Source organism: Flavobacterium sp. N502536 (assembly GCF_025947345.1).
Taxonomy (GTDB): Bacteria; Bacteroidota; Bacteroidia; order Flavobacteriales; family Flavobacteriaceae; genus Flavobacterium.
On sequence record NZ_CP110011.1, the window covers coordinates 2,732,636 to 2,746,436 of the forward strand.

Genomic DNA, 13,801 nt, shown 5'->3' on the forward strand with positions numbered 1-13,801 from the left:
AAAGTTGCAAAAAATACATTTTATATAAGTAGTAAAATTACGGTTAAATTAATTTTTATCAACAGTTTATCGACATTATGTGCTTTATAACTGTGAAATGCATAATTTTATACCATCAATAAAACCCCAATTTTGTGATGAAAAGCTTAACCACATTTTTTTTAGCTTTTATTTTTTCTCTCAATATTTTTGCTGACACGGTTTCAGATAAAGAGAAAGAGGCGCTTATCAAATTGTATGATGCGACAAAGGGTTCGGACTGGAAAGTAAAATGGGATTTATCACTCTCGGTCGCCACCTGGCACGGGGTAATCGTTAAGAATGGTAAAGTTGTCGAACTGCATTTGGCCAATAACAATCTAGAAGGAAATCTGCCTGTCGAATTGTTTGCTCTGGTCAATTTAGTCACCATCGATTTGCACGATAATAAAATTCAGGGACAGCTTCCTTTAGAGATTGGAAAATTAAACCAATTAGAGACTCTGGCGCTATTCAATAATGAAATTCAAGGACAGTTACCGGGTTCGCTTTATACGATCAGAACTTTGAAAGTTTTGCTTTTAAACCAAAACCAGCTGTCGGGTAGTTTAAGTAAAGAAGTGGCCAACTTTAGTGCTTTGCAAAACCTGAGTTTGTTTGATAATAATTTTGAAGGAGAAATTCCAAATGAATTGGAAAAATTACATCATTTGTCTGAATTGAATCTTTCGTATAATAAATTTAAAGGAGGCGTTTCGAAAAATCTGATTTTGCTGGACGCTTTAAATATGACGATGTTTGACGAAGAAGGGAATCCTTTTTTATTAGAAATCGCCGCTGAAAAAGAAACTACAATGGTTACCCGAAATTAATCGCGCTTATGAATGAATTTTACACTCGTTAAAAAGTTGATTAAATATATTTAGTTAATTGTTTAAAAACCGTAATTCGTTACGGTTTTTTTACGTCTGAAATTTACCTTTTCCAAGTAGAAAAAAATAACATTTTTTTTAGTCCATTGCTTTTTTTTCATAACTTTAATTCTTCAATTTGCAGAAGAAACAAATTGAGAGCACAATAAGACATCTAACCTTTTTAATAATAAAATTATGGTAGTACAGTATCAGGGAGAACAACACGGAAAAGCGACAGCATTTACAATAAGAATCATAGGAAACAATTTGTCTAAAAGCAGTTCAAATTACCAGATTGATTTATTGGTTGGGGACAAGCAATTGCCCACTTTTACAACGGGAATTCACCAGAGCTTGTCCAATTGTTTAAAAGAGATCTATTTGTTCAGAAAACATAATGGTATTACTTTTCAGCCTTCGTCAGAAAAAATAGCACCACTTTTAGTTCCGTATGATCTGGTTTTATACAACTATAACAAATATGCTTTGTTTATGGCCTAAGCCCAGTTTATTTATCGTAAAAAATTACAAAGACTGTCTTTAGAGACGGTCTTTTTTTTGCTTTATAATGCGGCTTTTAAACTAAAGTTTCTATATTTTTTTCGTTAGGGCATTTCTGTTTCATAAATTTTATTATGTTTGCTAAATCGATTTAGCAATATCTGAAACACTTTTAGCCATGAAAAAAATTCTTTTAACCTGCTTTTTTATTATCGTTTCGAATACTCTGACAAAGGCTCAGGAACTACAGTCTCCTGATGGGAATTTGACACTAACCTTTACTTTAAACACCGAAGGAACTCCGGTGTATTCGCTGAGTTATAAGAAAAGAGAGGTAATCAAAGAAAGCAGGCTTGGTTTTGTTTTAAAATCAGATATCAGGATGAATAAAGGCTTTCAGATTGTCGATACAAAAAAACAGTCGGAAGACAATTCGTGGAAACCGGTATTAGGAGAACAAAAAGAAATTAGAAACCAGTACAATGAACTGAAAGCTGATTTGATACAGGAAAAGAGTCAACGAAAGATCGCTATTTATTTCCGCTTGTTTAATGATGGTCTTGGCTTTCGATATGAATTTCCGGTACAGGATAATTTGCGTCATTTTATTGTTCAGGAAGAAACTACAGAGTTTAATTTAACGGGAGATCATAAGCTTTTTTGGATTCCGGGAGATTATGATACCAACGAATACAGTTATACCACTTCGAAAATATCAGAGATGCAGTCTTTGGTATACAATGCTACTCATGTTTCGCTGGCTGCTCAGACTACGATTAAAAACCTGGCTACTCAGACGCCTTTGATGATGAAGACGAATGACGGACTTTATATCAATATTCACGAAGCAGCTTTAAAAAATTATCCTGCAATGTGCCTGAATGTTGATGATAAAACCTATTCGTTGAGTTCACATCTGGTGCCGGATGCTGTTGGAAATAAAGGATACATTCAGACCGGGAGTTTCACACCCTGGCGTACTATAGTGGTGAGTGACGATGCCAGAACTATTTTGGCTTCAAAAATGATCTTAAACCTGAATGAGCCATGCGCATTTGAAGATACGTCATGGATCAAACCAGTAAAATATATTGGAGTGTGGTGGGAATATTTTACCGGGGGAGGATCTACCTGGGCGTATTCGGACAATCAGGATGTGGTAATTGGCGCTACCGATTTTTCTAAATTAAAGCCCAATGCAACACACGGAGCCAATACCAAACACGTAAAAGAATACATAGATTTTGCTTCGGCAAATGGTTTTGATGCCGTTCTGGTAGAAGGATGGAATGAAGGATGGGAGGATAATACCGCTTTTAAAAAAGAACGCATTTATAGTTTTACCAAAGCCTATCCCGATTTTGATGTGAAAGATTTAAGTTCGTATGCGAACCAAAAAGGAGTGAAAATCATCATGCATCATGAAACGACTTCTTCAACTGCAGAATACGAACGACAACTGCATGATGCCTTAAATTTTATGACTGACAACCAGTACAATGCAGTAAAGACAGGTTATGTAGGGCCAATTATTCCAAGAGGAGAACACCATGACGGGCAGCAAATGGTCAATCATTATAACTATGTAGCCAAAGAGGCAGCCAAACATAAAATCATGGTTGATTCTCATGAAGCGGTTCGCCCAACAGGATTGCACCGTACCTATCCCAACTGGTTTGCGCAGGAATCGGCCCGCGGAACTGAGTTTGAGGCAATGGAAGGAATTCATCCGGATCACACTACAATTTTACCGTTTACACGTCTTATGGGAGGCCCGATGGACTATACACCGGGAATTTTCCAGGGAGATTTATCGGTATACGGATCAAAGAAAAACAAACTGAGCACAACCCTGGCGAAGCAGCTGGCGCTTTATGTGACCATGTACAGCCCGTTACAGATGGCGGCTGACTTACCTGAAAATTATATGCGTTTCAAAGATGCTTTTCAGTTTATAAAAGAGGTCGCATTAGACTGGGATGAAAGTTACATTCTGGAAGCAGAACCGGGCGATTACATAACAATAGCCAGAAAGACCAAAGGAAAACAAGAATGGTTTGTAGGCGGAATCACAGATGAAAACCCGCGTACAGCTTTGATTGATTTTAGCTTTTTACCGGCAGGAAAATCGTATAGTGCAACGATTTACGAAGACGGAAAAACGGCAGATTACAAAACCAATCCACAATCGTATAACATCCGCAAAGTGACAGTAAACAGTAAAACGAAACTAAAGCAAAAATTGGCTTCCAGCGGCGGAGTTGCTATTTCTATTAAGTAAGAAGTGAAAAGTGGTATACGGATTCCACAGATTCGCTAAAGCGAAAACGCGGATTAAACTGATTTAAAAAAAACAGCTAAAAAGAAATCTGCCTTATCTGCTTAATCTGCGAGAGAAAAAATTTAGCCATAGCTTATAAAAGGATTAAAAAACCTTCCAATTCGTGGCAAAAAAAATAATAAATAACCAGAGGACGAGACCAACCCGCTCCTCTCAATGACATAAAAAATGAGCATGAAAATTTATCCTTTACAATTTGAACCCATACTAAAAGACAGAATCTGGGGAGGCGAAAAACTAAAAACCATTCTGAATAAACCTATTACCTCAAAAATTACAGGAGAAAGCTGGGAATTGTCTACGGTAGAGGGAGACGTGAGCATGGTTGCCAACGGAGCGTTAAAAGGGCAATCGTTGACCGATTTAATTGATCAGTCACCAAATGAAATTTTAGGAACCGCAGTCTACGAACGATTCGGGAGTCAGTTTCCTTTGTTGTTTAAATATCTGGATGCAAGAGAAGATTTGTCGATACAAGTACATCCGAACGATCAATTGGCCAAAGAGCGTCATAATTCTTTTGGTAAAACAGAAATGTGGTACATCATGCAGGCAGATGCCGATGCGAGAATTATTGTTGGTTTTAAAGAAGATTCGAGCAAAGAAGAATATCTGGAGAATCTTAACAATAAAACACTGGTTTCGATTTTGGATGATGTAAAAGCCAAAGCGGGTGATGTGTTCTTTTTGGAAACCGGAACAGTTCACGCGATAGGTGCTGGACTGGTTGTGGCAGAAATTCAGCAGACATCAGACATAACGTACCGTTTGTATGATTTTGACCGCACAGATGCGCAGGGGAATACAAGAGAATTACATGTTGATTTGGCATTGGATGCGATTAATTATAACAAAGTCGATACACAAAAAAAATATGAAACGGCCGCAAACAAATCGAATGTGATGGTGGATTGCCCGTATTTTACCACTAACTTTCTTCCGCTTGACGGGACAGTTGAAATCAGTAAAAAAGGAACAAGCTTTACCGTTTATATGTGTACCGAAGGTCATTTTGAAATTCGCTATGAAAATGTAAATTATCAGTACAAACAAGGCGATACCGTCCTGATTCCGGCCGGGATGCACAGTTACGTCCTAAAAGGGACCGCTTCCATTTTAGAAGTATACATCTCATAAAAGAAAGTCACGGAGACTATTTTTGTCATGTTACAGGTCTTTAACTAGGGTTCATGAAAACTTTATCGCGTTGAAAAATAGAGAATTGAAGAGAATTCATATTAAAAACAATAGCGATGATCAGGAACAGCAAAAATGATTAATGGAGAAAATACCTGTAAATACTGATGATTATATGTTTAATTAACTTTAAAATAATGATTTGTATAAAAAAAAGATTTACAAAATCGTTTTAGTAACTGTTTTTGTATATATTTGTGATATAATTAATAACTGCTTAATAAAAAATTAACTCATTAGATGAAAAAGATTACTATTAAGGATATTGCTACAGAGGCTCAGGTATCCATATCTACTGTATCTTTTGTCATCAACGGTAAAGGGGAGAAAATGGGCATTAGTCCGGCAGTAATCAAAAAGGTGCAGGAAGTGGCTGAAAAGCTGAATTACAGACCAAGTATGATTGCGACCAGTCTGAGAACCGGGAAGACCAGATCTATCGGACTTATTGTCGAAGATATTTCGAATCAGTTCTTTGCAGACCTTGCCAGAGTTATCGAAGATGAAGCAAAGAGTATTGATTACAGAGTTTTTTATTGCAGTACAGGAGGAGATGACGGACGTTCTGAAGAATTAATACACAGTTTATTACAGGCAAATGTAGACGGCTTTATTGTCACACCAACGCAGAATTTGGAAAATAGTATTGACCTTCTTTTAAAGTTAAAAAAACCGGTCGTATTAATCGACAGGTATTTTCCGGGACAAAGAGTGAGTCATGTGGTGATGGACAATTATGAAGCTTCCAACTCGGCTGCAAAATATCTGATAGCTAAAGGCCGTAAAAACATAGCGGTGGTAAACAATACCTCCGAAATGATTCAGATGAAACTGCGTGAGGATGGCTACAGGGATGCTTTGAAAGAAGCAGAAATGTACAACCCGTCGCTTGTTCTTCATATGGATTACCATACCAATGAAGAAACAAGAATAGCCGGTATAATTGGGTTCTTTGAGAAAAATCCGGAGATCGATGCGGTTTTGTTTTTGGCAAATTATATGGGACTTGCGGGACTTCAGGCTTTTAGAAGAATGGGAGTTAAAATTCCCGAAGACATTTCGGTGATTAGTTTTGACGACCACGACAGTTTTAAATTGCATACGCCAACGATAACTGTTATTGCACAGCCGATAGAAGATATTGCTGTAAAATCCATCCAGTTGTTAATGAGTCAGATGACGGATATGGAGAAATTTGAAATAGAAAAAAGTCTTAAAAAAGGAAAACTGATTGTCAGAGAATCGGTTTAATTTTTTGGGAAGAAAAAAATAAAGAGAAAAAGGAACGTATCGTTTTTTTTTACTCCTTTTACTAAATCGTTTTAGTAAAATTTAGGTCAGATAAATGGAGAATCAATTGTTTTTTTGACCGGTTTACGATATCGATTTCTTAAAAGAAAGGCTAATAAACATGACTATTACACCAAGGTATTTATAAGGTGAAAGTCTTATAGATACCTTAATTCTAAAACCGAGTGCAAAATTTTTATTAATTATTTAAAAACAATCAAATTAAAAACAATCACAAAAATCAAAACAAACAAATAACCAAAAAAAAATGCTTATGAAACGAATATTGGCAGTGTTAGGAATGGTGTTGTTCAGCAGCTTAGGAGTTGTGGCGCAAAACCGATTGATAACAGGCATAGTGGCTGATGCAGAGAACAAGGGAATTGTTGCTGCATCGATTGAGGTTCAGGGAAAACCGTATAGTGCAATTACTGATGCGGAAGGCCGATTTAAAATGAATGTTCCCGAAGGACCGGTTACTTTAAAGGTATCCTCTATAGGTTTTACATCGCAATCAATCGTATTGCAGCAAAACCAAAACAAAATTTCAGTGGTATTGGTAGAAAATACTCAGGAATTAAAAGACGTTGTAGTAACCTCGTTTGGAGTTAAAAAACAAAAGAAAAGTTTAGGTTATGCCGTTGGAGAACTGAAAGGCGATGACCTGACAAAAAATAAAGAAATTAACTTAGGGAATGCCCTTCAGGGGAAAATTGCCGGGGTTAACGTTTCTGCGCCGGTTACGGGGCCGTCAGGATCCAGCCGTGTGGTAATTCGTGGAGCAACTTCGGCTTCAGGATTGAACCAGCCTTTATATGTTGTGGATGGTATTCCAATTGATAACAGCCAGCAAGGAAACGCAGGAATGTGGGGAGGAGCTGATAAAGGAGACGGTATGTCTTCTTTCAATCCTGATGATATCGCTTCTATGTCGGTATTAAAAGGTAGTGCCGCTTCTGCTCTTTACGGATACAGAGGATCAAACGGTGTAATCTTAATTACGACTAAAAAAGGAAAAACAGGAACCGGAATTGGAGTAGATTTTAGTACCAACTCTACTTTTAATACACCGGCAAGTTTATTGAAATGGCAAGATCAATACGGAGCGGGAGCACCGGTAAATGGTGTCGCTACAAGATTTAAAAGCCTACAGGAACTTAGAGATGCGTATTATTTTGCGTGGGGAGATAAATACGACGGAACACCTTCTTTGGCTATTGACGGAACTACTAAACCTTACCAGGCTTACGGAAAAGATAACGTTGAAAACTTCTACAGAACCGGATTTTCTTTCAGTAACACGTTGGCTATTTCAGGTGGAAGCGAAACTACTAATTTCAGATTGTCTTTCGGAAATACAAAAGATGAATCGATCATGCCGGGAACAAACTTTGGAAGAAATAACATTGCTTTAAGTTTAAATTCAGCAGTAAATAAAAAAATAAGCATCGAGTCTAACGCTCAGTACATCACAGAGAAAAGTCGCAACCGACCTTATTTGAATGACTCTCCAAGAAACCCTTCTTTTCCAACTACTTTCCTGACACCGGGTACTGATATCAGATGGATCAGTAATGGTTTTGATGAAAATGGTGGCGAGGCTGATTATTTTGGAACAAACAACTACCACACAAATCCTTACTTTGCATCACAATCGCCTTTAAACGATGACCTTAGAAAACGTTTTATCGGTTCTGCAAAAGTAAATTACAACATTACTGATAAAATCTACGCAAGAGCAGTTCTTGGAGTGGATGATATTAACTATGAGTACACGGAGATTGAGCCTACCGGAATCAACTACCTTCCGGGCGGATCTTATGAAAACAGATTAGAAAACCGTTCAGAATACAATGCTTCGGGTTATTTAGGGTACAAAGGCGATATCGTTAAAAACCTTTCTTTAGATGCTTTCATTGGAGCTAACCGTCAACACAACAGATTTAGCGGAATTAAAATGAAAGGGAATAACTTCATTGTTCCATTCCAATATTTCTATGGAAATACACAACCGGCTCAAACGGAGAAATTATTTGGTGAAACTGAAGTAAACTCTCTTTTTTATTCGGCTGATATCGGATACAAAGATTTCTTATATGTAAGTTTAACAGGTCGTGAAGACTGGTTCTCTACTTTAGATCCATCCAGCAACAGCACATTTTATCCATCTGTGAGTTCAAGTTTTATTTATTCTGAAGTAATCGATTTACCGGAATGGATGTCATACGGAAAATTCAGAGCAGGTTGGGGTAACGTAGGAGGTGGATTGCAGGAAGCTTATGCTTTATCTTTAAATTATACTTCGCCAGACGGACAAACAGATTCTTTGGGACAACCAATTTTGGGTGTTAAAGGAGAAACAGTTCCGAATAAATTTTTAAAACCTTATAACGTAACTACAATCGAGTTTGGTTTCGAAAATACATTCTTCAACAACAGAGTAAGTACAGATTTGACTTTCTACAGCAAGAAAACGACGAATGATATTACAGATGCCGATATTTCTCAGGCTTCTGGTTACAGAACAACTAAAATTAACGTGGGAGAAATCCTGAACAAAGGGGTTGAATTTGCAGTTAATGTAAAAGCGGTTAAAACACCAAATTTCTCTTGGAGTGTAGGCTATAATTTTGCTTATAACAATAGTGAGGTTCTTAACCTTTCAGATAAAATTACAACCAAATCATTGGAAGGAAACAGAGACGGAAGAGCTTCTGTGGTGTTAGAAAAAGGACAGCCTTTTGGAGTAATTAAAGCGTACGACTATTTAAGAGATGCTAACGGAAACGTTGTATTGGATACTAATGGAAAATTCCTGAGAGGGAACCTGATTATTGCAGGACAAGGTGTTGCACCAACATCTATGGGACTTTCAAATGATTTCCAGTATAAAAACTTTACACTTTCAGTTTTTGTAGATGCTAAATTTGGTGGAGAGATTTATTCTGCGACCAACCAGTTAGGAGCCCGTTACGGATTAACAGAACAAACACTTTCTGGTCGTGAAGGCGGAGTTGCCGTAACCGGAAAAGATGTTAACGGAAATGCGGTAAACACAACTGTTTCGGCTTACGATTACTGGAGAAGCTATAGTGATGTAACTTCAAATTTTGTATACGATGCCGATTTTGTGAAACTAAGAGCCATTTCATTTAGCTATAATTTCCCAAAAACATATTTGTCAAAAACACCATTTCAAGCCATCAGCTTAGCGTTTTCAGCACATAATTTATGGACGATTTACGACAAAGTTCCAAACATTGACCCGGAATCAAACTATTCTAATAGTAATGCCCAAGGTATGGAAAGAGCTTCTATGCCTTTGACCAGAAACTATGGATTGACACTTAATGTGAAATTTTAATAATCAAACCGAAAGATGAAAAATAAATATATAAAAATATTTTGTATCGCAATTGTGGGGGCAATGACATTGGCTTCATGCGATAAAGGATTCGAAGAGTTAAACAGGAATCCAAATGCTTTGCTTGATCCGGCTGTAAAATCAATGTTTACACTTGCTGAGATCTACGTTGACGGGCAAGATTTTTCAAATACCAGAGGAAATAACCTGTATGCGGCACAAATCGTTCAGCAATTTTCTTCATTAGGAGGACCAGGTTCAAAATATACCTATTCTCCGGAATATTCTGCAGCACTTTTTGGCGAGTCTTACGGTAAAGGATTGAATCAGATTTTTCAATTAATGTCGGTTGCAAAAGACGCACCGGAAAACTCAAACATGATTCAGGCTTGTAGAATCATGAAGGTGTTTATGTTTCAAAAATTGACAGATACTTACGGTGAAGTTCCTTATTTTGATGCAGGTAAAGGATACAATGGAAACGTTTTTGCCCCAAAATATGACACACAGGAAGCGATCTACAACGACCTTTTAAAAGAATTAGACGAAGCAGGTGATGCTTTAGATGCTAATAAACCATTCGTTGGTAATGCCGATTTGTACTACCAAAGTAATGTTGCCAAATGGAAAAAACTGGCAAACTCTTTAATGTTGAGAGTAGCGATGCGTTTGTCTAAAGTAAATCCTGCCAAAGCAAAACAATACGTAGAGAAAGCAGTATCAAAAGGTGTTTTTACTTCTAATGACGACAGTCTTGTTTTAAAACACGATTCAGGTCCGGCTGGGGTTAAAACCAATCCAATTACCTCTTCATGGGTTCAGAATGATCTGAACAAAGGAGATGCAAACATCAAATTCAGTAAAACCTATATCGATGCGTTGAAAAACAGTAACGATCCGCGTTTAAGAATCTACGCTAAACTGGAAGCTTCAGGAAACAACAATCCGGCAGTCCAGCAAGGTCTTGCAAACGATGCTAAAGAATTTCCGGGAGGAGACAAAAAACTGTTTTCAGATCCGAACACTTCTACGGTTTTACGTTTAGATGCCCCAACTTTAATCATGTCTTATGCTGAGGTACAATTTATATTAGCAGAAGCTGCGGTAAAAGGCTGGAATGTTGGAGGAAATGCACAAAAGTTTTATGAAGATGGTGTAAAAGCTGCGATGCAAATTCTGGTAATTTTTGGAGACAAAGTACCGGCGGTTACCACTGCAGAATACAACACCTATATCGCGGCGAATCCGTTTAAAGCGGCAGGAACCGAAGCTCAGAAAATCGAGCAGATTATCACTCAAAAATGGATTGTATTACTTTTCAATGGTTTTGAAGCATTTTCAGAATACAGAAGAACAGGATATCCGGTTTTAGTTCCTGTGAATGATCCAACAGGAGAAACGAAAGGAACTGTACCAAGAAGATTAATCTACGATCAGTCCGAATTGATCACAAATTCGGCTAATTATAAAGAAGCCATAGCACGCCAGGGGTTGGATTTAATGACAACCAGAATCTGGTGGGATAAACAATAGTTTAAAAATTGTGGTGAGTTAGTTGAGTTAAGCCGGGTAGGGATACCTGTACCTCCCGGCTTATTTTTAATTTTCTGTTTGATTTTCATTACATTAGAGGAATGGTATCGAAAATAGTTCGCCAGGTTTAAATCCCTTTTTTTCGCAAAAGACAAGTTGCTTCTGCTGAAAAAGATGGAATAACCATTCAAAGAACTTATAATTAGACAGCCTTTTAAGGAATCGAAAATCAGAAATCGAAGATCTAAAGTCAACAATCTAAAACGAATTAAAGCTAGGCAGCCGTAAAAAAAGGAAATGATTTCAGAGTATTTTGTTAGTTACTTTTATTCCGTATTAAACCTTTAAGCGAGAAGGAAATAATTAAAAAATAATTATCCTTCTCCAACTGCCGGCGATCGAATTAAAAAAAATGAATTACACCCAAAGCGTTAATTTATTGTTCAGCTAATACCGATTCAGTATTCAATGTAGTCTCATAAAAAGTGGACTATTTCATAGGATATCGGCAGTGTACCAGAAAATAAACGACTAGATATATAATTATAATTGGTATAAAATGGAGTATACAAAAAGATTTTATTGGTTTGTCGGCGTTTGTCTCGCCAATTTTTCATTGGCGGCAAATGCCCAAAACACAGATTTAAAAACCGGCTGGAAGTATCGGGAGACTAAAACGACCCAATGGCACCCTGCGACAGTTCCGGGAGAAATACATACCGATTTACTCAACAATAAAACCATACCGGATCCATTTTACCGGGACAATGAAAAAAAACTGACCTGGATTGAAAAGAAAGATTGGGAATATAAAACCACTTTCAAAGTAAGTCCGGAAACTTTAAAAAAGAAAAACACCGACCTCGTTTTTGACGGATTGGATACTTACGCCACCGTTTATTTGAACAATCAGCTGGTTTTAAAAGCCGATAATATGTTCCTGCAATGGCGTGTCGATGTAAAAAAGATACTAAAATCAGGAAACAACGATCTGCTTATTGTGTTCAAATCGGCACAAAATGTAGTCGATTCTCTGGCCAAGAAAGATTTACCGTTTGTAATTCCCGACAATCCGCGTGCGTATGTGCGTAAAGCGCAATATCATTTTGGATGGGATTGGGGACCAAAATTCACCACTTGCGGAATCTGGAAAACACCGAGGTTAGAAGCTTACGACAAAAAAACTCCGGAGAAACCCTATGTATTAGATCGTAAAATCGAATTGGTTCAGGAACCGGATAAGGTTGGTAAAACCTTTTATTTTAAAATAGACGGAAAGCCTGTTTATATGAAAGGCGCCAATTACATTCCGTCTGATGCATTTCTTTCGAGAGTCACCAAAAAAGAATACGAAAAAGTAATAGGCAGGGCCAAAGAAGCCAACATGAACATGCTTCGCGTTTGGGGAGGTGGTATTTATGAAGACGATTATTTCTACGATTTATGTGATAAAAACGGAATCTACGTTTGGCAGGATTTTATGTTTGCCGGAACAATGGTACCGGGAGACGATGCTTTTTTTGCCAATGTAAAAAAAGAGGTTCAGTACCAGGTGAAACGTTTACGCCATCACAAGAGTATTGTTTTGTGGTGTGGAAATAACGAAATCGACGAAGCCTTTAAAGATTGGGGATGGCAAAAAAGCATGAAAATGCCCAAACAGGATTCAATTCGTTTATGGAAAGATTACGTTCGTTTGTTTCAGGACAGTATTCCAAAATGGGTAAAAGAAGTAGACAATAAACGACCATATATCAGCTCTTCGCCATCGTTCCACTGGTCGAAAGCAAAAAGTTTAACCGAGGGAGACAGTCATTATTGGGGAACCTGGTGGGGACTGGAAGATGTTGAAGCCGTACAAAATAAAACAGGTCGTTTTGTGAGCGAATACGGAATGCAGGCGATGCCTAACTATTCGTCTATCGAAAGATTTACAAATCCTGAAGATCGATATTTATATTCCGATATTTTACAGGCCCATCAAAAAGCCGGAAAAGGATTCATGAAATTAGATTCGTATTTGAACAGGTATTTCATTGATTCGACCAAAATAAAGAAAATGAATGTGGAGGACTATACCTACCTCACACAGTGTTTACAGTATTATTCGCTTAAAAATATTATCGGAATCCACCGTTCCAAAGCACCCTATAATATGGGAACATTGGTTTGGCAGCTCAACGATTGCTGGCCGGTAGCCAGCTGGAGTGTCACCGATTATTACGACCGACAGCCTAAAGCAGCCTGGTACGCCATGAAGGAAGCTTATCGCGATGATAAAACTCCTGAAATTGATTTAACCCGTCCGATCAATCTGAAACTAGAGGACCCGAAAATCAGCTGGCAGGTCAAAGGCAATCAACTTATTTTAAAAGCTTCAAAATTTGCCAAATACGTCAATGTTTCGATAAAAGGATACACCGGAAAATGGACCGACAACTATTTCGATCTGAAAGCCGGAGAAGAAAAAACAATTACGTTTGAAGGAAAAATGGCAAAACCAGAGGTTAGAGTTTATTCTTTATATGATGTTCTTAAGAGGTACTAAGGTTCTGAGAGGCTGAGGTTCTGAGTCTTTTTTAGGTACAAAAGGTTCAGAGTTTCAAAGGTTCAAAGCGACAAAGGTTTTCTGGCAGTGCGTTTGCTTGGCGAGCTTTGCGTAAAACCTTGCGCACTTTGCGG

General features: G+C 37.6%; 8 protein-coding genes. All 8 read left to right on the plus strand.

Annotated features, from left to right (window positions below):
* The first annotated feature begins 137 nt into the window (after nt 1-137).
* Nucleotides 138-851 (plus strand): Two component regulator three Y domain protein, encoded by a 714-nt coding sequence (locus OLM61_RS11880; protein ID WP_264522896.1) that lies wholly within the window; start codon nt 138-140, stop codon nt 849-851.
* A gap of 237 nt (nt 852-1,088) precedes the next feature.
* Nucleotides 1,089-1,394 (plus strand): hypothetical protein, encoded by a 306-nt coding sequence (locus tag OLM61_RS11885; protein WP_264522897.1) that lies wholly within the window; start codon nt 1,089-1,091, stop codon nt 1,392-1,394.
* A 178-nt stretch (nt 1,395-1,572) separates the two neighbouring features.
* Nucleotides 1,573-3,675: a glycoside hydrolase family 97 protein gene (locus OLM61_RS11890; RefSeq protein ID WP_264522898.1), complete on the plus strand. Its 2,103-nt coding sequence runs from the start codon at nt 1,573-1,575 to the stop codon at nt 3,673-3,675.
* Nucleotides 3,676-3,903: 228 nt separating this feature from the next.
* Entirely contained in the window at nt 3,904-4,872 is a 969-nt protein-coding gene (locus tag OLM61_RS11895; protein ID WP_264522899.1) for a type I phosphomannose isomerase catalytic subunit, read from the plus strand.
* Between the two features lie 300 nt (nt 4,873-5,172).
* The gene (locus OLM61_RS11900) at nt 5,173-6,183 is read left to right on the plus strand and encodes a LacI family DNA-binding transcriptional regulator (RefSeq protein WP_264522900.1); all 1,011 of its coding nucleotides are present in this window, start codon (nt 5,173-5,175) and stop codon (nt 6,181-6,183) included.
* 313 nt (nt 6,184-6,496) lie between these two features.
* Complete coding sequence (locus OLM61_RS11905; protein WP_264522901.1) at nt 6,497-9,586, plus strand: SusC/RagA family TonB-linked outer membrane protein; 3,090 nt, start codon at nt 6,497-6,499, stop codon at nt 9,584-9,586.
* A 15-nt stretch (nt 9,587-9,601) separates the two neighbouring features.
* On the plus strand, nt 9,602-11,119 hold the full coding sequence (locus tag OLM61_RS11910; protein WP_264522902.1) for a SusD/RagB family nutrient-binding outer membrane lipoprotein: 1,518 nt from the start codon (nt 9,602-9,604) through the stop codon (nt 11,117-11,119).
* Between the two features lie 559 nt (nt 11,120-11,678).
* A complete protein-coding gene (locus OLM61_RS11915; protein WP_264522903.1) occupies nt 11,679-13,667 on the plus strand; it encodes a beta-mannosidase in 1,989 nt (662 codons plus the stop codon).
* Nucleotides 13,668-13,801: the final 134 nt, after the last annotated feature.

Bases quoted from the DNA above. Each gene is read 5' to 3' on its own strand.
- OLM61_RS11880 (WP_264522896.1), top strand. From the start codon at position 138: ATGAAAAGCTTAACCACATTTTTTTTAGCTTTTATTTTTTCTCTCAAT.
- OLM61_RS11885 (WP_264522897.1), top strand. From the start codon at position 1,089: ATGGTAGTACAGTATCAGGGAGAACAACACGGAAAAGCGACAGCATTT.
- OLM61_RS11890 (WP_264522898.1), top strand. From the start codon at position 1,573: ATGAAAAAAATTCTTTTAACCTGCTTTTTTATTATCGTTTCGAATACT.
- OLM61_RS11895 (WP_264522899.1), top strand. From the start codon at position 3,904: ATGAGCATGAAAATTTATCCTTTACAATTTGAACCCATACTAAAAGAC.
- OLM61_RS11900 (WP_264522900.1), top strand. From the start codon at position 5,173: ATGAAAAAGATTACTATTAAGGATATTGCTACAGAGGCTCAGGTATCC.
- OLM61_RS11905 (WP_264522901.1), top strand. From the start codon at position 6,497: ATGAAACGAATATTGGCAGTGTTAGGAATGGTGTTGTTCAGCAGCTTA.
- OLM61_RS11910 (WP_264522902.1), top strand. From the start codon at position 9,602: ATGAAAAATAAATATATAAAAATATTTTGTATCGCAATTGTGGGGGCA.
- OLM61_RS11915 (WP_264522903.1), top strand. From the start codon at position 11,679: ATGGAGTATACAAAAAGATTTTATTGGTTTGTCGGCGTTTGTCTCGCC.